The organism is Mesorhizobium sp. WSM4871 (assembly GCF_055811295.1).
In genome coordinates this window covers 1-26,968 of record NZ_JBVVPU010000030.1, presented here as the reverse complement: position 1 = coordinate 26,968, position 26,968 = coordinate 1, and the positions used below count along the sequence as shown (strand labels likewise).

16 protein-coding genes and 3 pseudogenes are annotated in these 26,968 nt (G+C 57.8%); 13 read left to right on the top strand and 6 right to left on the bottom strand.

From position 1 onward, the window contains the following. Nucleotides 1–242: 242 nt before the first annotated feature. From AC0L2H_RS31810 to AC0L2H_RS31800, 3 genes and pseudogenes are all read left to right on the top strand, one after another. Nucleotides 243–1,185: pseudogene (locus tag AC0L2H_RS31810) on the top strand (IS630 family transposase). Between the two features lie 431 nt (nt 1,186–1,616). Next, nucleotides 1,617–2,288, top strand: coding sequence for an aspartate/glutamate racemase family protein (locus AC0L2H_RS31805; protein ID WP_019863393.1), 672 nt, complete (start codon nt 1,617–1,619; stop codon nt 2,286–2,288). 172 nt (nt 2,289–2,460) lie between these two features. Then, nucleotides 2,461–2,901 (top strand): SDR family NAD(P)-dependent oxidoreductase, encoded by a 441-nt coding sequence (locus tag AC0L2H_RS31800; RefSeq protein ID WP_196772426.1) that lies wholly within the window; start codon nt 2,461–2,463, stop codon nt 2,899–2,901. Between the two features lie 66 nt (nt 2,902–2,967). On the opposite strand, the pseudogene nadA reads toward AC0L2H_RS31800, so the two are convergent. Continuing rightward, nucleotides 2,968–3,234 (bottom strand): annotated as a pseudogene (gene nadA / locus AC0L2H_RS31795) (quinolinate synthase NadA); the annotation flags it as partial. A 501-nt stretch (nt 3,235–3,735) separates the two neighbouring features. Between nadA and AC0L2H_RS31790 the strand changes: the two are divergent. Together AC0L2H_RS31790 and AC0L2H_RS31785 are read left to right on the top strand one after the other, a co-directional pair. Next, complete coding sequence (locus AC0L2H_RS31790) at nt 3,736–5,082, top strand: flavin monoamine oxidase family protein (RefSeq protein ID WP_019863396.1); 1,347 nt, start codon at nt 3,736–3,738, stop codon at nt 5,080–5,082. A 238-nt stretch (nt 5,083–5,320) separates the two neighbouring features. After that, the gene (locus tag AC0L2H_RS31785) at nt 5,321–7,471 is read left to right on the top strand and encodes a N,N-dimethylformamidase beta subunit family domain-containing protein (protein ID WP_019863397.1); all 2,151 of its coding nucleotides are present in this window, start codon (nt 5,321–5,323) and stop codon (nt 7,469–7,471) included. A 252-nt stretch (nt 7,472–7,723) separates the two neighbouring features. Here the strand turns inward: AC0L2H_RS31785 and AC0L2H_RS31780 are convergent, their stop codons facing one another. The 3 genes and pseudogenes from AC0L2H_RS31780 to AC0L2H_RS31770 all read right to left on the bottom strand — a co-directional run bounded on the left by AC0L2H_RS31780 (nt 7,724) and on the right by AC0L2H_RS31770 (nt 11,345). Beyond that, nucleotides 7,724–9,295, bottom strand: a complete 1,572-nt coding sequence (locus tag AC0L2H_RS31780; RefSeq protein ID WP_223217805.1) for an amidase — start codon at nt 9,293–9,295, stop codon at nt 7,724–7,726. Between the two features lie 3 nt (nt 9,296–9,298). Continuing rightward, nucleotides 9,299–10,473: pseudogene (locus tag AC0L2H_RS31775) on the bottom strand (M20 aminoacylase family protein). Nucleotides 10,474–10,877: 404 nt separating this feature from the next. Then, on the bottom strand, nt 10,878–11,345 hold the full coding sequence (locus tag AC0L2H_RS31770) for an Lrp/AsnC family transcriptional regulator (RefSeq protein WP_019863399.1): 468 nt from the start codon (nt 11,343–11,345) through the stop codon (nt 10,878–10,880). An 845-nt stretch (nt 11,346–12,190) separates the two neighbouring features. Between AC0L2H_RS31770 and AC0L2H_RS31765 the strand changes: the two genes are divergently transcribed. From AC0L2H_RS31765 to AC0L2H_RS31730, 8 genes are all read left to right on the top strand, one after another. Next, nucleotides 12,191–13,369 (top strand): aminotransferase class V-fold PLP-dependent enzyme, encoded by a 1,179-nt coding sequence (locus AC0L2H_RS31765; RefSeq protein ID WP_020629152.1) that lies wholly within the window; start codon nt 12,191–12,193, stop codon nt 13,367–13,369. A gap of 37 nt (nt 13,370–13,406) precedes the next feature. Further along, nucleotides 13,407–14,555 carry a M20 family metallopeptidase gene (locus tag AC0L2H_RS31760; RefSeq protein ID WP_019863402.1) on the top strand — a complete coding sequence of 383 codons (1,149 nt, stop codon included), beginning with the start codon at nt 13,407–13,409 and terminating at the stop codon, nt 14,553–14,555. Nucleotides 14,556–14,863: 308 nt separating this feature from the next. Then, the gene (gene tnpC / locus AC0L2H_RS31755; protein WP_223217804.1) at nt 14,864–15,940 is read left to right on the top strand and encodes an IS66 family transposase; all 1,077 of its coding nucleotides are present in this window, start codon (nt 14,864–14,866) and stop codon (nt 15,938–15,940) included. Nucleotides 15,941–16,020: 80 nt separating this feature from the next. Next, nucleotides 16,021–17,199, top strand: coding sequence for a M24 family metallopeptidase (locus tag AC0L2H_RS31750; protein ID WP_019863405.1), 1,179 nt, complete (start codon nt 16,021–16,023; stop codon nt 17,197–17,199). A 914-nt stretch (nt 17,200–18,113) separates the two neighbouring features. Further along, nucleotides 18,114–19,592, top strand: coding sequence for an NAD-dependent succinate-semialdehyde dehydrogenase (locus AC0L2H_RS31745; protein WP_019863406.1), 1,479 nt, complete (start codon nt 18,114–18,116; stop codon nt 19,590–19,592). A gap of 13 nt (nt 19,593–19,605) precedes the next feature. After that, nucleotides 19,606–21,009: an aspartate aminotransferase family protein gene (locus AC0L2H_RS31740; RefSeq protein ID WP_019863407.1), complete on the top strand. Its 1,404-nt coding sequence runs from the start codon at nt 19,606–19,608 to the stop codon at nt 21,007–21,009. 144 nt (nt 21,010–21,153) lie between these two features. Continuing rightward, entirely contained in the window at nt 21,154–22,047 is an 894-nt protein-coding gene (locus AC0L2H_RS31735; RefSeq protein WP_223217803.1) for a polysaccharide deacetylase family protein, read from the top strand. 940 nt (nt 22,048–22,987) lie between these two features. Further along, entirely contained in the window at nt 22,988–24,643 is a 1,656-nt protein-coding gene (locus AC0L2H_RS31730; protein ID WP_019863410.1) for an MFS transporter, read from the top strand. A gap of 110 nt (nt 24,644–24,753) precedes the next feature. On the opposite strand, the gene AC0L2H_RS31725 is transcribed toward AC0L2H_RS31730, so the two are convergent. Continuing rightward, nucleotides 24,754–25,029, bottom strand: coding sequence for a hypothetical protein (locus tag AC0L2H_RS31725; RefSeq protein ID WP_080643874.1), 276 nt, complete (start codon nt 25,027–25,029; stop codon nt 24,754–24,756). Between the two features lie 175 nt (nt 25,030–25,204). Next, nucleotides 25,205–25,645, bottom strand: coding sequence for a GNAT family N-acetyltransferase (locus AC0L2H_RS31720; protein WP_167626461.1), 441 nt, complete (start codon nt 25,643–25,645; stop codon nt 25,205–25,207). Nucleotides 25,646–26,968 lie beyond the last annotated feature (1,323 nt).

Sequence of the window (26,968 nt, the reverse complement as noted above, 5' to 3'; positions counted from 1 at the left end):
TTCGTGCTCCCGGTGCCCCACGTCCCGGATGGGCTCACCATAAGGCCGCTCTCAAAGAAGAACAGCAGGACGAATAGTTCTCGGCGCGGTTTTTTCGGGGCCAGGTTGAAGTCAAAATCGAGGTTGCCGCCCGAATTCATTCATGGCTCCAAACTAGAGCACGTCCTGTGATCGATGAATCGATTGTGATGTGAGGGCTGCGTTTTGTGCTGATTCAACATCCACCTCGATGGAGGTGGACGATGGGAAGAGCATTGAGCGGGGATCTTCGGTCGCGGGTCTTGAAGGCTTCGGACGAGGGCATGTCGGCGCGGCAAGCGGCGGCGCGGTTCGGCGTGGGAGTGTCCAGCGCGATCCGCTGGATTGCGCGGGCGAAGATCGGCGAACTGGCACCACGCCCGCATCGCCGCCGCCGCGCCTCCAGCCTCGATGCGCATGAAGCCTTCATCGTCGGGCTGATCGAGGAGCGCAAGGACATCACGCTGAACGAGATGGTGGAGCGGCTCGTCGCAAGCAGTCGGTGCGGATCAGCCGCAGCGCCTTGAGCGCCTGGCTTCGCGGCCACGGCTGGACATTCAAAAAAAGTCCGCGCACGCACTGGAGCAGGATCGCCCCGACATCCTGAAGCGGCGCCGGGACTGGTTCGACGGCCAGCTCGATCTCGATCCGGCGAAGCTCGTGTTCATCGATGAGACCGGCCTCTCCACAAAGATGGCCCGCCTGCGTGGAAGAGCGCCGCGCGGCGAGCGCTGCCGGGCCGGCGTGCCGCATGGCCACTGGAAGACCACGACCTTCACCAGAGCGCTGCGGCTGACGGGCATGACTGCGCCCTTCGTCTACGACGGCGCCATGAGCGGCAACATGCTCCTGGCCTATGTTGAGCAGGTGCTGGTTCCGACATTGTCGGAGGGCGACGTAGTCGTCATGGACAACCTTCCCGCCCACAAGGCCGCCGGCGTGCGCGACGCGATTGACGCCGCGGGCGCGAGCCTGCTCTACCTGCCGCCTTACAGTCCCGACTTCAATCCGATTGAGAACGCCTTCGCCAAACTCAAGGCGCTGCTGCGAGCAAAGGCCGAGAGAACCATCAAGGCTCTGTGGGACGCGGTCGGCGCGGTCGTCGACCTCTTCACCCCAGCCGAATGTGCCAACTACTTCAAAGCCGCAGGATATGAACCGGATTAAACAGGACGTGCTCTAGCATTTGTCCGGCCCAAGCCGATGATGGCCGGGTTCCGCAAACAGCGGTGCCTGTCCGCCAGCTGCAGTCTTGAAGATCTGATAGTGCGTTCCGTCTGCCGTTCACGGTCTATCGGAATGACATAAGGCGATTGCCTGATGCCGATGCAAACCCGATGCCCCACAGGTGGTAGGAAAGGGGTGCAGAACTTCGACTGCATTGGCAGAAGTGCTTCCGCGGTTACGAAGCCGTTTTACGGCTTTCATGCGGACGTGCCAAATTAACGCCGATTTACTGCGCTTGGAAAGCATATTTCTCTAAAAATGCCGATTTGACGCTGCTAAATTTGCGTGACCAGACATCGTCTCTATCGCCCAAGTAATGGCAGAATTGCAAAAATCACCACGTTAGCTGCTTCCAGAACAAGGATGGTTCCGTGACAACGCAACAAAGAGCCCTCGGAATTGTTGGGCTGGAGATCGGGCTTGCGCCTGGTGAATTTCCGCCACCGCGACCGGAGTCGGTCTTCAACCCGGCAACTTTCGACTTCCCAATTATAATAGAGACCGCGGCCGGGGCTTTGGCGGATAGGGTCATTCCCGGCGATGCTTCTCTCGAGCAAGCCTACATTGCAGCTGCCAGGCGGTTGGTCGAGCGCGGAGCTGTCGCGATAACCGGGGACTGCGGGTTCAGTATCCGGTACCAGGCTGCAGTGGCGGCGTCTGTCAAAGTCCCTGTGGCCATGTCGAGCCTGCTACTGGCGCCCACGCTACTCCGGCAGCTTCCGGCTGACGCAATGCTCGCCGTTGTGGCCGCAGACTCAAGACATTGCGGCGAAGAGCTGCTGGGCATTGATGATTCATCCGCACGGGCAAGAGTAGTGATCGGCGGCATTGAAGGTGACACCTGGCCGGCTGGTGTTGTTGAAATGGGGTCGGAGGTTGCAGCCTGTGTCGCGCGACTTCGCGCCGCACATCCGGGAATTGCCGCCCTCCTATTTGAATGTACATTGTTCCCGATGGTGACGTCAGCAATCCGTCGTAGGACAGGACTACCCGTCTATGACGCCGCGACCCTTTATCGGATGACGTTCGCCTCCGTGGCTTGACCGCTTGGAGGGCCGTCGAGACTATCCCAAAACATAGCTCATGTCTGGACAACAGCCGTTCGGCAATGCGCTTCATGATGTAGGTGCTTGGCTCGCGGCGTGGTTCTGTCCTTTTCTGCCAGAACTACAATGTGACGGACAGACTGCTGAGCTCGGCGACTGATACTCGGCGCTGGTTCCCGAGATCTGGGACAGAAGCATTGCCGTCAATTTGACGAGCGCCTTCGATATGAGCCGTGCGTTCCTTCCAGCACTGAAGTCGACAAAGGAAACTGTCATCAATATCTCGTCAGTGGTCGCGTTCACGAGCGGATTCGCTCATGTCGGCTACACCGCATCGAAGGGCGGCGTTCGGTCGCTAACGCAGATCATGTGCCGAGAGCTTACACCCTACTCCATACGTGTCAACGCAGTGGCGCCGGGCTATATCGACACCGCAATGGGTGGAAAGGGAGACGGTAAGACGGATGAGTGGCTGCAATGGCATTGCCCAATGGGACGGTTCGGACAGCCTCGTGAAATTGCTGAGCCGGTGGTGTTCCTGGCGTCGAAAGCGGCGAGCTTCATCAACGAGGTAACTCTGCCGATTGATGGCGGCTACCTCACGGTTTAGATGCAGCGCAAATGAGGGCGGTGAACGTCATTCTACACGTCTGCCGACGCGCCAGTCCTAGCGCCGAGCGGATGTGAGGCGCTCCATGTGCGGAGCACAGATTGCTGGGGCGCACGAATCCACGTCTGGATGCTCGACCGCGATGTTGTCGTTCATTGAATACTACGTCATCAGTACCACATGCGCCGGCTTACGCCGCGCGACATAGTCTGACATCGCCGCCGTCGAGCCGGCGAAGTCGGCTTCCGCGACCACCCCAGGCGGACATTCGTGATGGGCGAGCTCGATGACGCCGGGATGCGCCTCACGCAGCTCGCGGAAGTCGGCCGCTGTTTGTTGCTGTTCAGCGCTCATCTTGGCTGCTGTCTTTCCGCGTTCAAGGAGCGAAAAGGAGCGAGCTGTAAATTTGGCGGTCCCGCAGAATGCGTTCCTTTCGGCCGGGGGAGAGAGGCGATCAGATCGTGAACAAGGTGTGAGTTGAAGGCCATGCCCGCCTTGCACCAGACATACCCACGGCTGTCCAATTTGGAATCGCGCATATTCGAGCACCAAGCGGTTCAGGGTTGCTTGGCTCGGTCCCGCAGGCCGACATCTCTTACAGATTCCGATGTCGGGCCCCATCCCGGCTCGACCGCTGCCCGACCGGTATCTAACTGTGCCAACTGAACGCACCGAATCCCAATGCGCACTTTAAGCGTTTTGCGGCCCATAATTGCAGGTTTTACGCGAACGAAGGGCCGAAAGGTCGCCAACATCATCCTGTATCAATCTAGATTGCAGCAGATCGCTTTACTCGCAAGCGTTCAATGAGGCCTACAAAGCTGGAGGACACGGATGGCGTCGAAAAACTGTGATGTCGTCGTCGTAGGCGCCGGATTTGCCGGCGCCGTGGCAGCGCGCGAGCTCAGCAACAGCGAACATAATGTCGTGGTTTTGGAAGGCCGTGATCGGATTGGCGGCAGGGTTTGGTCGCGCCAGGCCTGGGGGCGCTCCTTCGAAGTCGGCGGCCAACTGGTTCACTGGTCGCAGCCGCACATCTGGGCAGAGTTGACGCGGTATGGATTCGAGATCTTCGACCTGCATGATGAGGGGCAGGGCTTTGCGAAGTCTCTGTTTCTCAACGGGAACCGCTTGGAGCGGATGTCTCCCGAGGAGATGGATGACCGGATCGGTCGCGGCCTCGAGCGTATTTCGCCGGTGGCCAGGGCTGTGTTTGAACGCCCTTACGACCCGTTCTTTCGCGAATCGGAAGTGGAGCAGGCCGACAGTCTATCGATGCCGGAGGGTCTTGCCCATTTGGGGATGCCTGAGGACGAGCGCGCGATCCTCGAAGCCGCCTTCACTGCCGCGTTCAGTGCCCCCGTGGAACGGGGCGCCTACACCCAAGCCCTACGCCGGTTAGCAAGCGCGGGTGGGTTCAGCGTGGGAGACATCATCCGCTTCCGTGTCAGAGGAGGGCTTCAGGCCGTAGTCGAAGCAATCCTCGCGGACTCGCGTGCCGAAGTGCTATTGAATACCGCGGTGGAACGGATCGAACGGACCGACGGAGGTGTTCGGATTCATACCGCGAGCGGCGCCGAGTGGGCCGCCAAGGCTGTCGTTGTGACGGCTCCGGTCAACGCATTATCGGGAATCAACTTCGTCCCCCCCCTCAGCGAAGCCAAGCGGGCAATGATAGCCGAGCGTCAGGCAACGCAGGGATCCATGTTTTTCCTTCAACTGGTCGGCGAATATGAGCCGTTTGTGGCGTTGGCCTCATCTGAGCACCCGCTAACGTGGATGGAAACTCGCACTCGCATCGATGGCGGCGTTATCGCCCAAGTGCTCGGGCCGGACGCTGCGCGGTTCGATATGAACGATCTGACGCAGGTCCAAGCTGCGGTGCGCCAATGGCTCCCGGATGCCATCGTCGCTGGAACCCTGGGACACAACTGGACGGGCGACCCATTCTCCGGTCAGACCTGGACGATCGCTCGTCCCGGTCAGCTGACTAAATACCACCGGGAGCTCGTTAACCCGGAAGGGGGCGTGTACCTTGCAGGAACCGACTATGCAAGTGGATGGTACGGGTACGTCGATGGCGCCATCGAGAGCGGCTTGACTGTAGCACAGAAGCTGCGGCGTGCGCTCGGCGGGGCGCAAAGCCCAGAGCAGGCGACCAATATGGCTGAAAGGAGTTGACCAATTACCATGTTGCCGCGCAACCGCCCGAAAAGATGTGATGGCGATGCCACCAGAAGCTGGCTGACCATGTCACGGGATCAAGTGCGTGTTAGGTAGCCACTCTACCACTTGCCACGGTTGACGAGCACAACGGAAGGAGGCGGTTCCTTCCGGACGTGACCCGTTAGATCTGGCCAAGGTTGCGCTTACGTGACGGACAACGAGCAAAGCGAGATCACTCGAAGGAGAATGGGGCATGCTGATCGGCTACACAAACCGCCTTTCTGCCCGTGCAGGCGAAGATATCGAAGTGAAAGTGTCCAGCAGTTTTTCCAGCGACTACGCCGCTGATCTCGTTCGCATATTCTCAGCGGATCCCAATCCGGAGGGGCCAGGCATTGATGTTCGGCCGGTCTCATCGGCTTTCGAAGGCTCCTACCGATCAGTAGCGAAGGTATCGCGTCCCGGTTCCTACGGCATCGTTCCCCTTGGCAGTATCGATATCGACGCGGGTGCTACGTTTTCGATCAGGTTCCAACCGCGTCTACTGCGCACGACGCCCCAAGTGTTGTTTTCGTTCATTGATCCATCAGAGGGAATGGCCTCAATACTTCTTCGGAAGAACGGCCTGGAGCTGGAGGCGTTTGGCGAGAAAAGCGCTGTTTCCTTCTCGTTCGAAAACGGCCGATGGTATGAGTTGCGGCTGGCCATCCTAAGAGACGGTATGCATCTTGCAGGATACTCTGTCGAGACTGGTTCCCGATCTTTTGAGGTCCGGAGCCGAGGACGAAAGGGGGCGGGGGGATTCTCGAAACTAGTGCTGGCGGCCAAACCGCAGGCTGGAGATCCACTAGCGTTCACATCGTTTTTCAACGGGCGGCTTGAAGCCCCGATGTTGTTGCGCGGGGCGCAGCTTGTCGAACGTCTCGTGGACAGTGATGTGCCGGAAGGAGACATCCTTGCCTTCTGGGATTTCGGGATCGACATTCCGACATCACACATACGCGATAAAGGTCCGTTGCGACTAGACGGCCTCCTCCACAATCTGCCGGCAAGAGCCGTACGTGGCTCGCGATGGTCCGGCCAAGAGATGTGCTGGAGGCACGCGCTTGATGAGTATGCAGCAATTCATTTCCACGAGGACGACCTTTACGACTGTGGGTGGGAGACGGATTTCTGCTTCGATATACCCCGAGACCTTCCAAGCGGAGTGTACGGTATCCGCTTGAGATGCGAGAACGCTGAGGACATCATCCCTTTCTTTGTTCGCCCAGCTCAAGACGCACCAAAAGCACAGGTTGCAGTGCTTTTCTCCACATTCACCTATCTCGCCTACGCGAACCATCCCCGCGGCAACTTCGACGCCACGTATATCGAAAGGCGCCATGCCTGGGGTGCTTATCCGCACCACCCGGAGGAACATCCGGAGTTCGGTCGCTCGCTGTATGATTTGCATCCGGATGGCGGCGGGATCCAGTTCAGTTCTATGTTGCGGCCACAGCTAACCATGCGGCCCGGCTACTTCGCATACCCCGACGCGCGGGGGTCTGGATTGCGTATCTTCCCCGCCGACATGCATCTGATGGCGTGGTGCGCAGCAAAGGATGTTTCTGTTGATGTTGTCACAGATCATGACCTTGACGCAGAGGGTAGCAAGGCCCTTGAAGGGTATCAGTTGCTGCTGACAGTAACGCACCCGGAATATCATACGGCTCGCACCTTGGATGCGATTGGAGATTTCGTTGCCGGTGGCGGCAACTTGGGCTACCTTGGGGGCAACGGGTTCTATTGGCGAATAGCTACCAGCGAGGTATTTCGTGCAGCCATAGAAATTCGGCGTGGCGAGACAGGCGCTAGGGCCTGGGAGGCAGAATCGGGCGAGAATTTTCATGCTTTCGATGGCCAATACGGCGGCCTCTGGCTCAAGAACGATAGACCCCCGCAGCGGCTTGTCGGCGTAGGAATGTCGGCTCACGGGCCGTTCACTGGCTCTTACTACCGTCGCACCGAAGCCTCTTATGATCCTAGCTTTGCATGGTTGTTTGACGGGATCGATGATGAAATTCTCGGTAATTTTGGACTGTCCGGCGGTGGGGCCGCTGGGTTCGAAGTCGATATTGTCGACCCAGCCCTAGGCACGCCCGCCGGAGCCGTGGTTTTGGCGGCATCCGAGAAGTTTGTTGGCGATTACAACATCGTTCCGGAAAAGGTGAACTGGGGAGCGGAAGTGAATATGCCGGCCTGGCAGGCTTCGGAGATTCGGGCGGATCTTTGCTTCGTGCCAAAGCCACAAGGAAATTTTGTCTTCTCCGCAGGTTCGATCCTGTTTTGCGGGAGCCTGCCGATAAACAACTTTAATAACAATATATCGAAGCTGTTGGAAAACGTTGTGCAGCGCTGCCTTTGATGACTAGGCAACTCGTCAGGGTTGAAGTTCGCCGCAGTATCCAGTGGTCTGAACGCCGCAAGACACGTTAGTAGTTGCTAAGCGGTGGCGGCCAACGCGGCGATCTCCACGATCGCGGCGTCGTCGGCCGGCTTCTCCGGGAGTTGTAAACTATGGGCTGGTAGGCTTCGCAATTTTGAGAAGCCTGCGGCAGGGCTTTTCAAGCCCCCACGCGTCTGGGTGCTCTCGCCACCCCGCTCACGACTAAGAGTGTTAAGGGACGGCGGGAGTAAAGTTGTTCCTCGCCAAAGAAGGAAGCCCCAGGCGTCTTTCGATCGCATATGCCGCGGCTAGGACGGTGGTGTCGGAATAGCGCGCACCGACCAGTTGTAGCCCGACGGGCAGCCCTTGATCATCCAGGCCCGATGGAATCGACGCTGCTGGTTGCTGAGTTAGGTTGAATGGGTACGTGAAGGGTGTCCAGTCCACCCATCCTGTGTAACTGTCATCTGGCACATTTCGTCCGACTGGGAACGGCGCGATAGGCATGGTCGGTGTGACCAAGACATCGTAATTTTCGTGAAACTTCGCCATGAGAGCGGAAAGCTCGAACCGCAGCGCCTCAGCGTCCTGAAATTCGGCAAGCGTGGTCTTCAGCCCGCGTTCGGCACCTTCCAGAAAGCCAGGATCTAGTAATTGTCTTTGCTGTTTGTTCATTCGTGACACAATACGGGCGGCGCCAGCGAACCAAAATGTAGAAAACACCTCCACCGGGTCCGCAAATCCCGGATTGACTTCGGCCACCTCGGCCCCAAGAGCCCGAAGCTGATCGATCGCATTGTCGGTAACATTCTGGATGTCTCGCGCCACTTTCACATAGCCGAGATTTCGACTGTAGCCGACCCGCAGGCCCCTGAGAGTGGTCTTTGCTGGATCGGGGTCGAAACCTGGGTACGCCGGACCCGCATAGCCATCGCGAGCGTCCTTTCGTGCAATCACATTCATCATCAGGGTCGCATCCGCAACGGTGCGGGTCATCGGCCCCAAATGAGACAGCGTTGTCATGGCGCTAGCTGGCCATTGCGGAACAATGCCGAAGGTTGGCTTGAAGCCGAAGGTTCCCGTGAAGCTCGCCGGTATCCGGATTGATCCCCCGCCGTCGCTACCCTGATGAAGAAAGCCAAGGTTGAGCGCAGCCGCAACTGCCGCCCCTCCCGACGACCCGCCTGGTGTCAGATCAGGATTCCAGGGATTCCGGGTGATCCCGTAGACCGGGCTGTCTGTTACCCCTTTCCAGCCAAATTCTGGAGTGGTTGTCTTGCCCAGGATAACGCCACCGGCCTCACGGATACGGGCTGGAACAGGCGCGTCGTCTGTCCAGGGCCCCTCGGTGCTGCCGGACAATGAGCCACGTCTTGTCGGCCAGCCTCGTGTCAAGGTGAGGTCTTTGATGGTAGCCGGAATGCCATCAAGTACTCCGGCTGGCTCCCCTTTCATCCATCGACCCTCCGAAGCCCGGGCAACAGACCTGGCCCCTTCGTGGTCGATGAGGCAAAATGCGTTCAGCGTCGGGTTGTTGGCGTCGATACGGCTGAGACAGTCATCGACGACTTCAACAGGCGAGAGCTGCCGCGTTCGGTACAGCTCCAGGCATTCGCACGCCGACAGACCCTCAAGAGATGTTGGCACGGATAAACGACTTTTCATTTCACGATGTCCGCTAAAGTCAATCCTGGCACAGGGCGGCAGTTGTTCGTCGTTCTGCGACCTTCCCCGATTTGTTATGCTGGATTGAAGGATGAAATTGTCAGTCCGATCATCAAGACGTCGGACGGGGTCGGTCATATCTCAAGCTGCCAACGTGTTCTCTACGAGCTTGATCCAGTACGATGTTCCATAAGGAATCGCCTCGTCGTTGAAATTGTAGGCAGGGTGATGCAAGCCGGCGCTGTCGCCGTTCCCGCACCAAACGAAAGCACCCTGCCGCGCCTGCGCCAGGAAGGAGAAATCTTCCCCCCCATTACCGGTGGCGTCTCGAGTACGTTGTTTTCACCGGCCACGCCTTTGGCCGCGCTTCTAGCAAGGTCGGTCTGCAGGGGCTGGTTGAAGAGAATTGCATCGAAGCTCTGGAAGGTAAGATCTATCTTGGCACCGGTGATCTGGGCGATGCCGGCGACCACTTCACCCACCCGATCCTTCACGAACTTACGCACCTCCGGCTTTAGCGTCCGCATGGTTCCCACCAACTCCGCTGTTTGCGGAATGACGGGGACCAGTCTCTGCCCGGACTGAAACTGGTGGAACGAAATTCCTGCCGAGTCGACAGGGTCAATGTTCTGAGCCAGGATTTGCTGCAGGGCCGCCACAAGCTGAGCGCCCACCAGGATGGGGTCGATGCATTCATGGGGCCTTCCAGGATGCCCACCGCGCCCTTCAATTCTAACCTCAATACTATCGGTTGCCGCCATAACCGGACCTTGTCGGATGCCGAACACACCAACCGGCAAGCCGGGACGATTGTGCATTCCATAGATGTGCTCGATACCGAAGCGCTCCATCAAACCGTCCTCTAGCATGGCGATGGCGCCGGTACCGATCTCCTCGGCAGGTTGGAAGATCATGACTGCCGTTCCAGCAAAATTCCGAGTATCGGCAAGATAGCGCGCCGCGCCCAACAGCATTGCGGTGTGGCCGTCATGACCACACGCATGCATCAAGCCCTTGTTCTTGGACGCATAGGGCAGATCGGTCGCTTCGTTGATCGGCAGCGCGTCCATGTCAGCGCGCAATCCGATGACCTTTAGGTTACCGTCGTTCACGACCCTGTTGCCCTTGATGACGCCAACGACGCCGGTTTTGCCGATGCCGGTCGCGACCTCGTCGCAGCCGAATTCGCGCAGGCGCTCGGCGACAAAGGCCGAAGTGCGTGGGATGTCGAAACCCAGTTCGGGATGTGCGTGGATGTCCCGGCGCCAAGCCACTATCTCGGGGAGAAACTCTGCGACGCTATTGAGAATTGCCACGGGACTTTCCTTTCTTTGCCGTTTGCAGGCGAATTTCACGCTTTGTCCTTGCAAGAGCCGGGAGACCCTTTTCCGCGCTGCCGGAGCACAACATCCTCTACGTTGCCACCCAGCTATTCCGCCGACTGAACGCGCGCTCCAATTAGCCGGGGACCGACAATCCTGAATTCCGCTCCGTTCAGAATGTAGCAAGTGCCAAAGAGCTTGGTTGCGCGAAGGGCGCCTTGGCCCCGCAGGATATCATCGTTTTTTGGTGTTTGGCGCATAACACCTGCTGGCTGAGAGGAGGTTCCCTGGTATATATGCGGGACCATTCGAAATAGGACAGCCGACAGTCAGAAGTGTGGGACAACTGCGACCCACGGAATGCGCGTGGTGGTTGCCTGGGCGGGCTCTTGGGAAGGCTACACTTCAGCAATTGGCAGAGCAAACGACGCCTTGATCCGATCCATTACGACGATTGTCTTGAACCCCTTTACTTCAAGATGTTCGTAAAAAAAACGACGGGTAAACGCTTCGTACTCGGCCATGTCCTGAGCAGAGACCGTAATAATAAAATCCGCTTCACCCGTAACGTAGTACGCGTTCATGATCTCAGGCGTCCGCCGAATTGCCTGCTTGAAACGATCGATGATATCTGCGCGATCGCGCTCGAGAGTGATGGATACCAGCAGGAGCAGGGGCCGACCGACGGCTTCCGGTGAAACTATCGCAACGTCCGCTTCAATCACGCCAGCGTCTCGAAGTCGCTTTAACCTCCGCTGACAAGCGGTAGCCGATAGTCCGGCAAGCTCGCCCAATTCCTCTGTCGTAAGGCGATTGTTGCGCTGCACGACGTTGAGAATCTTCCGGTCAATTCGATCCAGATCCATTCACAATCTCTGCTCATTGATGATATCGGCCAATGCCAAGGCCGCCAGTCCGTACGTCCAAAATGTAGCAAGTGCCAAACGCCCTCTCGGCGCTTAACATCGGTCCCAGTCGCAGAAAATCGGCGTTTCTATCGCCATCTGCGCACAATATCGGCATAGTATAACTATCTGAGGGGTGCCGCTGAATCGATGGGCGTCGCTGGTGAGCAGTTGCTGGCCGGCGCAAGAACGGCAGATTCGTCGGGTGGGGGGCGATCCCCGGTCGAAAAGATACTAGCGATTTCGTTGCTCAGGTGCAGAAAACATGGTTGCAGCACGTTCGCATCAGTTCGAGGCAAGCGCGTCGGGAGGGACATCGCTTAGGTATTGCGTTGCAGCATAATCGGAAACCATGAGAGTCAGGCTATGGACCGGCTCCGGCTTTCGGATGCCTTCCGGCCCTCGAGCGCCGGCCGCGAATGAACTATGATCCGCATGGGTGGCGGGCGTTGGAGGAGAAGGTCGGCTCAATCAGGCTATCGCCGCTCCAAGCACTGGTGAGAAGCCGTAACCGCGGGTCTAAGAATTACCTCACATTCCGATGTCGTGAGGCAATTGTTGCAGCTGCATTTCGTTGAGGCGCTTCAGTGATCCGAGTGGGATTTGGCTCGCGATCTCTGCGTGAATCGCGGATTCGCGCAGGAATGCGGCGTGGGGAACCGAATGTTAGACCGAAGTCGGCACGAGCACCGTGTAAACTGGGCAGGTCAGCGCAGACCTTTCCGGCGGCATTCTTGCCCTTGCCTGAACGATCGCCTGAACAAGGTAGCTCAACCGACGTCCGCACTCCCAGGAGAGAAAGCCATATGCTTCCCTTGGACATCCTCCGAAAGGAGTTTCCAGCCACAGCAAACGCCATCTACATGGATGTCGCGAACCAGGGCCTCATATCAAGTACAACATTGGCTTCAATCGAGCCTCATTTGAACAATCGGCTGCATGGCCTAAACGACGAAGAAAGAATGCTCGAACACGTCGAGCGTACTCGCGCTAGGTTCGCACAATTTATCAATTCAGATCACGATGAAATTGCAATTACCAAGAATGCATCGGAAGGCATCAACATCATCGCTAATGCGATCGATTGGAGAGATGGAGACAACGTCGTTCTATGCCCTAAATTGGAACACGCAAATAATATCTTGCCATGGATTCAGATCAGGGACCGCTACAATGTCGAGTTGCGAGTCGTAGAGCCGGATAACGGTTCAATTCCTCCTGAAGCATTCGTAAAGTCGATTGATTCTCATACCCGCGTTGTTGCTTTGGCGACGGTGACGATGGTTCCGGGATTTCGGACCGTCATGGAGCAAATATCCGAAGCCTGTAGGCGCTACGGTGCATTTCTTTTGGCGGACGCGACGCAATCTGTTGGGATACTCCACACCGACGTCAATCGACTTGGCGTGGATGGTTTGGCAGTGTCCACTGTGAAGGGTTTGATGGGTCTTTATGGATCGGGTTTTTTATATTGCCGCAAAGAATGGGCCGATCGGCTGAGCCCGGCCTATCTTGCGCGCTTCAGCGTAGATTTCGGAAACGCGCCAGAATCAGCTCCGGTACCTAGTTCTGTAAAGTTGCGCTCTGGCGCGCCCCGCTTCGATATCGGGCATTACAACTTCCCCGGCATGTTGGCTGCATATGCATCAATGGGCCAGCTACTTGATATTGGAACCGAGTCGATCGACCGGAGCGTTACCTCACTCGCAAAACGTATGGCCACGGGTCTCTTGGATATCGGGCTTCCGGTCTGCGGGGGGGCACCAGGCGCTCACACTGGAAGCATCGTAGCCGTTGGCAATTCCAGCGATCTTGTTGAAGGACGCCCAGTCGACGCCCGCATTCGGTCGCTTCACGAGCATTTCACGAAGAACCGGGTAGTCGTCTCAATACGCAGAGGCATGCTTCGGTTCTCCCTGCATCTTTACAACACCACCGATGAAGTCGATCGCGTGATCAATCTAGCCAAGAGTTGGTCGAAGTAAGAGCGACACGGCTAGTTTATCGCACACAGGAGAGTACATGCCGACCCAGAGCGCCGAGACTATCGGACTTCTCCAAGACCTCATAAAGATCGAGAGCATCAACCCCTCGTTGTCACCACAAGGTAGTGGAGAGCAAGGTGTAGCCAAGTTCCTCGAGGGCTTTTGCAAGGAACGAAACCTAGCTTATGGGATTCAGGAGGTGGCCGATGGTCGCTCGAATTTCTTGACTTGGGTACCTGGGAAAGAACCCGACAGGCGTATTCTATTCATTGCTCATATGGATACCGTTCCTATCGATAGGTGGGAATCAGATCCATTCTCGGGTGAGCAACGGGACGGACGAATCTATGGGCGAGGTAGCTGCGACACAAAAGGATCGCTGGCAGCTATGTTGATCGCCCTTAGCTCACTTGGTGAACGACAACCCAGGGCCACGGTGGTCGTGGCAGCCAGCATTGACGAAGAGTACCGCAAACTGGGCGCCCGCGCTATTGCTGATTCCGGTGTCACTTATGAGGGTGCGGTGGTCGGTGAACCCACCGAATTAGAGCTTGTCGTAGCTCATATGGGGTCCGTCCGCTGGCAAATCGAGGTTCAGGGTGTGCCTGCTCACACGTCGAAGCCTCATCTTGGAGTAAACGCGATCACGGGCATGGCCAAGGTGGTATTGGCACTTGATGAGCACCATCGATCCCTTGTGTCTCGAGCGCAGCACCCATTGGTAGGGTCCTCACAGCTGACCGTGAGTCTTATCGAGGGAGGTCTGGAACTTACCACTGTACCGCCGGTGTGCCGTATCTGGGTCGATCGGCGTCTTATACCCGGGGAGCAGCCGCAGGACGCCTTGGCGGAGGTAGAAAGCATATTGGAAGGCCTGCGCCAGGGTGAAGACAAGATCAACGTTCGGTCATTGCTTCCCGCATTGGAAGACCCGCCTCCAATTAGCTCCGAATCGAGCAAAATTGCAGCAGTCGCAGGAGCGGCTTGTGCCCACGTCGCGGGGACCGGAGAGCAGAAGGGGGCCACCGGCGGCTCGGATGCAAATCAGCTGTCATTGGCTGGGATCCCGTGTGTGATTATCGGACCTGGGCGTACTGCCCAAGCGCATACGAACAACGAGTTCGTTGAAATCGATCAACTGACCAAGGCTGCTGAATTGTACCAGAGGATCATGCTCACATATTAGGAGTAGCCGGCCTGATGGGGGGTGCTCATACCCTGTCCATCGGGCCGCGGACGCCCCGGATGCTGCATGAGCCTGGCGGCCGCAACGTCCCGATCTTCGCTGGTCTCGTCGGCGCTTCCCACGTAGATCTCGCCGCCCCTGCATGAAATTCTGTTGTGACAGGCAGTGTGCGTCTTCACTGTAAGGAGGGCATGATCTTCCACCGGAGACGCAGAGCCACCGTAAGCGCTTAGCTGATCCCCTCCGTTTCAACCCTGCCGAGCTTGGCCTGGTCATGCGAAGAAACCCTCCGATTTGGACGGAGGTGTGTGCATGGAAAGAGACGACAAAGTGGGCGTCCAATTGGACGTCTCAAGCGCTGGCTATGCAGGTCGGCTGGATATGATCGAAGGTCCGACGGGTCGGCGGCGGCGCACAGACGCGGAGAAGGCGCGGATTGTAGCGGAGAGCCTGATGCCCGGTGTCCAGTTAGCGGAGGTGGCGCGCACCGCAGCACCCGGCTTTGCGGCGCTGTTGGTCGAAGAGCCGCCTCCCCAGCCGCGGCACGCGCATATGCGCCTGGGCGCAGCGGCGCATTTGCCGAACAGTTCCTGCAAGGCTTCAAAGGGCAGTTCCTGCAATGCGACGGCTATGATGGTTATGAGCGGCTGACCGGCATCCAGCGCGCCGAAGGGCCGTGGACGCTCGTCCACTGCTGGAGTCATCTGCGCCGGCGCTTCGTCAAGCAGTTCAGAAACACGAAATCCCCGATCGCCGAGGCGGCCGTCCGTCAGATCGCCGCGCTCTACGCCATCGAGGCGACGGTGCGTGGCGCACCGCCGCAGGTCCGGCTCGACTCGCGCACAGAACACTCGGGGCCGATCATCGCGGCCCTGAAGCCCTGGTTCGAGAAGCAGCTGTCGATGATCTCCTCCGGCTCCACCCTCGCAACCGATATCCGCTATGCGCTGAGCCATTGGGACGGCCTGACCAGATTCCTTGAGGACGGCCGCCTCGAACTGGACACCAACCCGTTCGAAAACGCCATCAGGCCGGTGGCTCTAACGAGAAAAAACGCACTCTTTGCGGGGCATGAGGTCGGGGCCGAAAATTGGGCGCTGCTGGCATCCGTCGTGGCGACCTGCAAACTCAGCGACGTCAACCCCGTCGCCTATATCGCCGAAACCCTGCAGGCCATTCTCAACGGCCACCCTCAGAGCCGCGTCGAAGAGCTCATGCCCTGGAACTTCCGGAAAGCGTCAAGTCCCAACGCATTGGGGATCGGTAAGGCGCTTACGAGCCACCGAAAATTTGGCGCTCATGTGCGGATAACGTGCGGCAAGTGCCTACTAAATGCAGATTTTCCGCGACAAGACGAAATCCTCGGGGAAAACAGCGTCTTATGACGTGATACGAAGAGAAACTAGGCGGACAGGACGAATGCCTGATCCGTACGAGGAATGCCTGTTTTGAAGGACTCGACGAGATGAAATATGAGAAGCCATTTCCGCCCGAGGAGTTTCGGCGTCGTGTTCATGACGTGAAGCAGCGGATGGAGCGAGCCGGGCTGGACTTGCTGATCTGCCAGGATCCCGCGAATATGTATTGGCTCACCGGCTTTGACGGCTACTCGTTCTACGTGCCTCAGGTGGTCTTAGTGCATCTCCAGTCGGACATGCCGCTCTGGTTCGGGCGTTTCGTCGATGTAAATTCCGCTTATTTAACGACGGATTTGCCTAGAGAAAATATAAGCTCATTTTCCGATCATCGACTTCAACATCCAGAATTGCATCCATTTGATGATCTTTGCGAGCTTATCAGTTCGCGCGGCTGGGGATCTGATCGAATCGGTGTCGAGCTTAACGCCCACTTCTATACTGCCCGGGCACATCAACATCTCGTCAAAGGCCTTCCGAATGCCAAGTTTTCTGACAGCCGAGAACTGGTCAATTGGGCACGGCTGATAAAATCTGACCTTGAACTGGTGTACATGAGAGAAGCGGGCCACCTTGCAACTCATACGATGCAGACGGCAATCGCTAACCTAAGGCCGGGCGTGCCGCAACATGAGGTCGTCGCGGAGGTGTACCGTGCCCAGACACGAGGGGTGGACGGTAAATATGGCGACTCCAGCGGTCCTCCTCTTATCCAAACTAGCGAACAGACGAACGCGCCGCACCTCAGTTGGACCGACGAGCCCTTGCCGAGCTCTGGCCTGGTTCTCATGGAGTTCGGCGCCACCCGACGCCGCTACTGTGCGCCGCTGTGCCGCACCGTTCACATCGGAAAGCCACCCCCAGAGGTCTCGCGTCTTGCTGAGGTTATAGTGGAAGGCGGGGATGCTGTGCTCGAGATGGCAAAGCCTGGTACGGTCGTTGAGGAGCTTAATGCCGTGTGGCAAGATATCCTCAAGCGGAACGGGTATATCAAGATAGGGCGCTCCGGCTATTCAATCGGGCTCAACTTCCCGCCGGAATGGGGCGAACGCACGGTTAGTATTCGCGCGAGCGACAAGACCATCCTACAACCAGGAATGTGCTTCCATTTTCAGTCGGGGGTTAGGCTCGAAGGGTTCGGCGCCGCCATCTCTGAATCATTTATTGTAGCCGACAAGGGCGGTGAGCGATTGGCAGATGTTGATCGCCGCTTGATCGTCGTGGACTAGGTGATTTGGATGTGACCCAAATCGTTTTGCGATCTCACTGGGTCCGTTCGGAGCTGTTGAAATTTGTTCCTGCGGCGAGCGGATCAACGGATCTAGCCTGAGGACGGCGCTGTCTGAGGGTGAGGCATGCCCAACCTCTCGGACAGCAGAATCTCGCTTAGCACATGAGCTCTCTGCAACAGCGGAGGGTAAGATCTGAAGCCCGAAATTTGAGGCACCTTTGACGCGAGCGCGGCGTGAAAGTTGCCCCATTCTACCAATGCGGGACTAAGCTTTTGAGGGACATTGAGGACGAGTTTGCGCGCGCCTGAAGCGGGCTCTTGCCAACCCTGCGCGCTGTTGGGAAGGCGAGTGTGCTCCGCCGGTTCCCGATAGGTGGCTCGGCACGAAGCTCGCCTTTTCCCCCGGGCCCACTTCATCCTCTTCTGCTGTTTCGTGCGATTTAACCAAGTGAATGTCTGGGTTGTCGCGGGGACCTCAATTTCGGGGTACCCCAAGACCTTCCTTCCGAATGAAGTCGTCCGCGATGCCATCGTGTCTGAAGCGGTCACCCTGCACAGTGCCGGACGAAAGTAGCCTTGCGGCGGGTTCCGTCTAAGATTCGAGGCGGTTGCGCCTGCGTCAGTGCGCCTGATCGGTGTCAGTCGAGAACCTAATGCCGCGAGGCCAGATCGGGAGCTCGCGAACGGCGCTGCAACCAACTACTTTTCGCGCTGCCAACGCCGAGCGCGACGTTCGGCGAACTTCGCTCGCGGTCGTTAAGCCTCCTGGCAAGTGAAGTTGTGAGCCGTGTCCAATTCTACGCGAATTGGCTGCTGTTTGCAGGAATGCAGCTAAAGGGGCATCAACTGCGCTGCCGATCGGCGCTGTGGCAGCAATAACCTAAGGCATCAGCATACCATTGGAGTCTTTAGATGAGGGGCACGTCAATCACGGCATTACGCAGGCTCAAACGGCCAGAACTTTTGCGTGGTGATGCGTATCTGAACGGCGCCTGGCTCTCCAAGTCAGATACTCATGCCGTGTTTGATCCTGCCAGCGGTGACGAGATCGCTCAAGTTGCGGCGTGCGCAGACGCCGACGTTGACGACGCGGTCCATTGCGCAAGAGCAGCGTTCCTCAACTGGCGCGAGATGCTTCCGTTACAGCGTGGTGCATATCTGCGGAAATGGGCGGCAGGCATGCGGGAGAGCGCCGAAGACCTGGCTGTCATCATAACGGCCGAGCAGGGAAAACCAATTGCTGAAGCCCGCGGCGAAGTTTCATACGCTGCCGGCTTTTTAGATTGGTTTGCAGGGGAAGGGGAGCGGGCTTACGGCGAAACGATTCCCAGCCATCTCGCCGCAAGCAGGCTGGCCGTACATTTGCAGCCGATCGGGGTGACGGTCGCCATTACGCCCTGGAACTTCCCAGCGGCAATGATCACCAGAAAGGCTGGAGCCGCGTTGGCCGCTGGCTGCACGATGATTGTAAAGCCGGCACCCGAAACGCCACTGTCGGCCCTCGCGCTCGCCCGCCTTGCAGAGGATGCTGGCATTCCGCCCGGCGTGTTTCAGGTGATCACGGGCGAAGCTCCGCCACTTGCCAAACGGCTGTTGTTGCACACCCACGTGCGTGCGTTCTCTTTTACGGGCTCGACCGAGGTCGGCCGGATCCTTCTCGAGCAATCCGCGAAGACTGTGAAGAAAGTCTCGCTCGAACTTGGCGGCAATGCTCCTTTCATCCTTTTCGGCGATGCGCCGATCGACGCTGCGGTCGCCGGTTGCATGGCAGCCAAGTTCGCGACATCCGGTCAAGACTGTCTCGCGGCAAACCGAATTTATGTGCAGCGAGAGATTTACGAGCATTTTACGGAAAAATTTGCCGAGGCCACCAGCAAACTTAAGGTCGGACACGGATTGGAGTCAGGTGTCGACATCGGTCCGATGACAAAGGCGTCTGGTGCTGACAAATGCAGGCACCAGGTTTCTGAGGCTCTAGCAGCAGGGGCTCGAATGGCAGCAGGCGCACAGCACAATTCGCTTGGCGGGAACTTCGTCACGCCGGCCGTGCTTGCTGACGTGACCGATGACATGGCGATTGCGAAGGACGAAACGTTTGGACCTGTCGCGGCCATCCTGCCCTTCGACGACGAACGGGAGGTGGTCGCGCGAGCCAACAATTCCGAGATGGGACTTGCGGCCTACGTCTATACCCAAGATCTCAACCGAGCCATGCGGCTCTCCGACCGGCTCGAATATGGCATGGTTGCAGTGAATACTCCAAAATTTACGGGGCCGGGCATTCCGTTCGGCGGCTGGAAACAATCCGGCCTTGGTCGCGAGGGCTCAAGGCACGGTCTTATCGAATATCTCGAACCCAAATACCTCTGCATAGGCAACATCGCCGCCTGAAAGGAAGCATCCAATGACCATCAACATTAAAGAGATCACCGAAAAGGACCGCAATTCGGTCTTGCATCCTTTCACGCAGCTTAAGGATTTCGCCACTGGCAAGCTCGGCGACCCAACGATCGTGGAGACAGGGAAGGGGATCCGCATCCAGGACGCGCGTGGCAACCAATTTATCGATGGCTTTGCCGGCCTCTACTGCGTCAATGTCGGGTATGGCCGCACGGAAGTGGCCGATGCGATCTCGCGTCAGGCATATCGCTTGGCGTATTACCATTCCTATGCGGCGCACACGACCGACGAGCTTGCGATTCTCTCTGATCGCCTTGTCAAGATGGCGCCTGGGAAGATGAGCAAGGTCTTCTATGGCATGTCCGGCTCGGACGCCAACGAGACCCAGGCCAAGCTCGTCTGGTATTATAACAATCTCCGCGGCAAGCCGACCAAAAAGAAGATCATCTCCCGTGAACGCGGCTATCACGGCTGCAGCGTCGTGTCGGGCTCGATGACGGGCATGAGCTTTTATCACGACCACATGGACCTGCCACTTCCGCAGATTGTTCACACGGGTGTTCCACATCATTACTGGGGCGCAACCCCGGGCGAGACCGAGCGGGAATTCTCCGCTCGCCGCGCCGCCGAGCTTGATCAGCTGATCGAGCGGCTCGGCCCGGACAACGTCGGCGCATTCATTGGCGAGCCCGTCCTCGGCACAGGTGGTATCACGCCTCCGCCGGAAGGTTATTGGGAAGCGATACAGACGGTACTCAAAAAACATGATGTGCTGCTCATTGCCGATGAAGTAATCACTGGGTTCGGCCGCACCGGCTCCATGTTCGGCTCACAGCACTATGGCATCGAGCCAGACCTCATCACGATCGCTAAAGGTTTGACGTCGGCCTACTTCCCGCTTTCAGCGGCAATCGTCGGTGAGAAGGTGTATAAAGTCCTGGAGGATGGGGCCGACAAGGTCGGCGCATTCTCGCACGGCTACACCTACTCTGGTCATCCGATCGGCGCCGCCGCGGCCAACGCGGTCCTCGACATTGTCGAGAAAGAAGACCTCCCCGGAAACGCGCGTGACGTCGGAGCCTTTTTCCAGGCGCAACTGCAGGAGAAGTTCGCGCAGTTGCCGATCGTCGGCGAAGTGCGCGGTGTCGGACTCATGGGCGCAATCGAGTTCGTTGCCGATCGCGACAATCGTAAGCGTTTCGATCCGGCGCTCAAGGTCGGTGCGCGAATCTCGAAGGCCGCCCGTGACCGTGGTCTTATCGCTCGGGCTATGCCGCACGGGGACATTTTGGGCTTTGCTCCGCCGCTGGTTACAACCAAAGCTGAGGCGGAGGAGATTGTTGCAATCGCAGAAAGCGCCGTGCGCTCGGTTATGGATGAGCTTGTTCGCGAGAGTGAGAAAATCTGAATGCGTCGGACCCTCTTGGCGTAAATCAAGGCGCAACCTAGCGACGGCCTGATCAGCTTGCGCGGCTGCCAACTGCGCTGGTGCGGCGTTCGGCTCATTGAGTTTTCCGCAGAATTCAATGCAGATACTGCTCAGGAGGAACTGGTGCCCAATGCGACCGCACTCAATCCCTGGGAATGGCCTGAAAGCCAGTGGCGGCGGCGCGTCAACAAAGTCAGAGCGGGCAAGGCACTAAGACCAATGTGGCCCGGCGGCAAACGCTGTGCCTTCGCTATCTCGTTCGACGTCGATCATGAGTCGAACGAATTGCGCAGGGGAGGGCGATCGCTAAGCAGATTATCCTGGGGACAGTACGGGAGCCGACGAGGGATGCCTCGGGCTTTGGAACTCTTGAGAAAGTACGACGTTCCGGCGAGCTTTTTCGTTCCCGCTGTGATCGCTCAGTTGTATCCAGACGAACAACGCGCAGTTGTCGATGAAGGCCATGAAATTGGCATGCACGGCTGGATACACGAGCTGAACTCGGAACTGAGCGCAGAGAGCGAGCGCTCTTTAATGATGAGGAGTGCCGACGCACTTGAAAAAATCACTTCCAAACGCCCGACGGGAATTCGAACTCCTTCCTGGGATTTTTCTGACGCAACTCTACAGATCATACGTGAAATGGGCTTGACATACGACTCATCCCTTATGGCCGATGATAGTTGCTATGAGCTGCTGGAAGACGAGGAACCCACAGGAGTGATTGAAATACCGGTCGAATGGATTCGAGACGATGCGACTTATCTTTGGATGAGTCCCGATGGGTCTTCACGGCCAGATTTATCAGTCAATGACGTGCTGTCTGTATTTATTCAGGAGTTCGAAGGGGCCTATCAAGATGCCGAGTTATTCCAGTTGACTCTGCATCCACACGTCATTGGATATCGCTCAAGGATCTGGATCATAGAAGAATTAATTCGAAGAGCTAAAGCAAAGGGTGACGTTTGGTTCGCCACACATCATCAGATCGCGGAGCGCACGGCCTCATGCCTCTAACCCTGCGACAAGGGGCGGGCAGGACGAAGCCGGACCAGTGCGACATACAGCAATTCGGCGTGCGGCTGGCGCGGTGATGCAGACCGGCTATGCCGGGCATCCGGTTCGAATGGTCGATCCTCTGTGCGGCGCCATTTTCCCGGTGCAGATTGGTCGCGGTGCTGGGCGCGCTTCAAATCTGAACTTCGTTCTTGCCGGCTCTCCGGCCAAAGTTTACCGATTGGATTGCTGGCCACGAAGTGCGGCGCTCAGATCCTTCGCCCGGCCACCGGCTGTGCGACAACCTGAAGGGTGGCGTGGCCGAAGTTTGAGCCGACACTGAACGCGACCTTTGCGGCGATGGCGAGCATTACCACACCACATCCTTGCCGACCCGCAGCCGAAAGCCGCAAAAAAAGCGTCGAGCCGCCGCGTACCCGCTCTACTGCTCATGTTTCACTGCGGAGCGCTTCGACGTTGATCGCTGGGGAGCACCCCATATCCTCAAATCTGAATGGCTGATGGGAAAGGCCTCGTAAGCGCGGCAGGATCAGCCGGGTGAGATATCCATAGGGGTGGCCCGAGCACGCCGTGCGGACTCTCAAAAGAGCTGTGCGGATCTGCCTTGCTGCCGACCTGCCGATTTTATGCACAACAGTGGGCGCAACGCCGATCTCCTGCGTCTATATCGGGTTATTAGCCAGAATCGGCTCGTTCAATGCGCTAGCATCATTTGGCGGCTGATGGGCACGTCCCTTGGCTCAATGCGGTAATTCACGACGTTGCATAAATTCGGAACTGCGCCATCTCCCAAGGCGTACCGGCCCGGCAGTGAGCCAAATCTCCTGCCGGGCGTCTATGCATTTAGCAGTCCGCGGGCCTTCAACTGGTTTGAAAAGGGCTGCAGTTCTGGTTCCAGAGCGACGCAGCAAACTGGAACATATGCAAGAGTCAGGATTTAATGAGCAAGGCGGCGGGCGCAGATTCAGATCCATTTCCGCCAGCGACATTTGCGCCGCTCACGAATTCAACATTTCGGTCGATCTGGCTTGCCACGCAAGTTTCGAGCCTCGGTTGGTTGATGCAAACTGTTGCCATCAGCTGGCTAATGGCAACGATTTCGACCTCCGATTTGATGGTTGCGCTAGTCCAGGCCTCATCGAACCTACCTGCCTTCATCTTGTCCGTCTTCGCCGGGGCTCTCGCCGACAATTTCAGCCGTCGCAGAGTCATGTTCGCCGGCCGGTGCCTAATGGTAATAGCATCTGCAATGCTGACGGCTTGTGTGGTGCTGGGCTTGGTCGACCCGTGGATGATCCTCGGCTTCAGCTTCTTGATCGCATGCGGAGGCGCCCTTCACGATCCCGCATGGCAGGCTTCGGTCGGCGACATGGTGGATCGTCGCGAAGTTCCCGCCGCTGTCACCCTCCTCTCTGTGGGCTTCAACACTGTGCGGACCGTGGGCCCAGCGCTCGGCGGCATCGTTGTTGCCTCGTTCGGGCTCATAGCGGCATTCGCCGTAACCACGCTCAGCTATGCGGTACCTTTGGGCACCATTTGGCGGTGCAAATGGAAGGTTCGCTCTTCGCCTCTTCCGCGTGAGTCGATGAGGACGGCGATCTATGACGGGCTGCGCTTCACGGCGATGTCATCGGAGATCAAGACGGCGATCGCTCGCGGAACTCTCTTTGGTCTCGCGAGCATTGCCATTCTCGCGCTGCTGCCGCTTGTTGTACGCGATCGGTTGGGCGGAGGACCACTCGCCTATGGCACGCTCATGGCAGGCTTCGGAATAGGCGCCGTCATCGCGGGCATCTCCAATGGATTGTTTAGACGGAGTTTGTCGCAGGAACGTCTAATGAGGCTCGCCTGCGTCGCATGCGCGGCGTGCTCTCTTACCCTAGCGCTGACCTCGTCGATTACGGTCGCCGCGATTGCACTGGCTTTGGGGGGCGCGGGCTGGGTCACTGCCTGGTCCGGGGTTGGTGTGAGCGTGCAGCTGGCGAGCCCGCGATGGGTCGTCGGGCGTACCATCTCGATTTATTACGCACTCGTAGATGGCGGCATAGCCGCGGGAAGCTGGGTGTGGGGCACGGTGACCCAGAACTATTCTCTGGTTTGGGCACTGGAGGGCTCCGCCGGAGCCCTGCTGGTCGTTGCCGCGACCGGCGTGCTTTTTCCGCTTCGCGAGCGCCGCGAATCCGAGCCCGACCCCTTGGAGGAATTCGACGCACCGGCGGTCGCCCTCAATCTCAAGCCAAGAAGCGGTCCCATCGTGATCAAAGTCGAGTACCAAATACCGGAGGAAAATCTCGAAGCATTCCTAGACCTCATGCGCGCGCGCCGGCATGTGCACACCCGCGTCGGCGCTCGGCATTGGATGCTCCAGCGCAATCTTCAGGAGCCTATGCAATGGATAGAGACATTCCGCACGCCGACGTGGACCGATTACCTTCGCCTCAACCATCGTCTCACGGAAGTCGACAAGGAGCTGGGTGAACGTGTGCTAAAATTGCATGCAGGACAGCTTCCGCCCAAAAACATGCTTTTTATCGAGCGACCCACAAGCTCGGCCCGTAAGCCCGAGCTCTCGGCACCTTATTTTCTCCGGCACTGACTGTTCACGATCGGGATGAGAGATTGACGAAGCGAGCGCAAGACACCTCCGGCAAACATCGCCAGGAAAAAAATTAGCCGGTGGGCGACAGGAGGCAAACTCTTATCGAGTTAGGCGGTGAGGACGGCCTTCGGCTCGACCAGCTCATAGCCGAGTTCTTTGGCCACAGCGCGATACGCGATCTTACGCTTGTGGACTTTCAGTCCGTCGCGCCGATGTGGTTGACCGACGCCTTCAGGCCCATGTCGTGCAAGCTGCAGGCCATAATGCGGCGTCGCGTTGCTGCGCGCGTGGGCTGATGTGACCGGCACTGCATCCGGCTTGTTGGCGACACAAAAGCGGGTCACGCCATCCTCATAGGTCGGATCGGCGTGCGTCGTAGCAATGCGGCATCTCGGACGACGTCATGCATTCGTTCCGCTCGCAAGAGGCGCCGGATTCGTTCCTGGACCACCGCACCCGTACCTCCAGCTCAGCACGACCTGTTGTTTAGTCTCAACTGTGATGGAGCGGCATCAGGTTCAAGCTCCGATCATAGCGCTCGGGCTCGTCACCGTGACTCTACAGGTCAAGGTGGTAGGTGAGATACGGACTCAAGTGAGCAATCTTATCATAGAGCGCCCGCGCGCGCGTATTGGACCTGTCCGTATTCCAATAAATCCTCAGCCAGCCTTGCTGGCAACCATAGGAGGCCAGATGCGCTAGCATGGCTTGGCCGACCCCCTGTCGCAGCGAAGAATCATCGACATAGAGATCGGCGAGAAAACAAAGTAGCCGGTCGCTGAAGGTGTAGGGGTGCACGATAAAGTTGGCGAAACCTGACGCGACGCCACTTGTCCGGACAGCAATTATCGCGTTCGTTGGGTCGTCTGGACGCTCAATCCGCCGCCAGATCGTCTCTGTCGCTTGTTCTGACATATCGACACGCTGGTCGGCGCAGTATGCCTTCCAAAGGGACCGCCATCGATCGCGGTCGGCACTTCCTGCGAGACGAATCTCCATAAGCGGCTCCGTTCTGAGAGTAGGCTCCAGGGCACTGGAGGTTAGGCTGAGGCAATGGTTCAACTTCTGCCGCATCTATGGAGTAGGGATAGCTGTTTCGCTCCATCTGGGTCATTTGGACAAGCGCTGCACTAGCTCAAGAGACGCCTTGCTCCAGGCCTCACCGTGACAAAGATGCGGGCAGTGTAGAGCCAGTGAATGCCGCACTTGACCTCTGGGAGATTGAATCCGTTGGCCACAAAGCTCACAGCCGCAGACCCAAGTCGCGATGCAAGACGCGTAGCTGCCGCGCGACAGCGGTGCCCAGTCCACTACTTCCTCCAGCCAAAGATAGCAGTAAATCGGCGAGAATTTTTAGAGTCGGGCCGGGATCCCTGGTGGTCGTGTCCGAGCAACCTGAAGAATGCCACAGACAGACACAAAGTCGTGGGTCGAAGTCGGAAAGTTCATTTTGGCGCTGGCGACCGCATATTCGGCGAGCGTGATCATTGGATGGTTTCTCCTCAGTGCATCCCTGAGAATATTTCAGCATTTGTTGTGCCAAGTAAGAAATATCATTCAAAACAAACGATAGCCCTATAGCGAGGCTTCTCATGTCCGATGTGTGTGTCGACAATCCGACATCTCGAGCGCAGGCGCAGGCGGGTACCAGGAGCCGTGGTCGGTCATGATGCGCTCGACCCGAATGCCTAGCTTGGGACGGTAAGCTATGGCGGCCTCAGGCAACGGCGCTCGCCTTGCGTTCATCCGGCATGACTTGGACGAAGGCGACGCAGACCCTACAACGGTTAATCGGTGGCTCGGACCCATGGCTTCGGCAAAGCACGGTCCGGTGAGTCTGGATGCGGCTTTACGGTTCGGCATTTAGGGGCCGGTTTGTGACGGTCAGGAGAACAAAACAAGTATTACTGGCGTCGTCAACCGCCAGGTCCAGCATCGGCTAGGAATTTGTCCACATTTTCCCCGCGTCGTGCGGGAATCACGGTTGTTGCAGAGATTTCTTAGAACTTTAACCCAAGTAGCGGGAATTCTAGGCGATTATGTTCCGACAGTGGTTGGCCCAGTGATGACTGTCTTCTGGATGGTAGCCGTCAAAGATGAAGGCCAGCCGGCAAGTTCGCCCAAACCAATGTGGGCGACTCGATTTATGCTGAAGGCTGGGAGCGTTTGCAGACTGAGGAGTTCACCCCCTATGAACAAGCAATTCGCACCTGAAAAGGATGCAGGCCTCGCGGTTTTCAATCGTCTTGAGTCTGAGGTGCGCAGCTACGTCCGAGCCTTCCCCGCCCTATTCGATCGCGGAGTCGGGACCACTCTCATCGC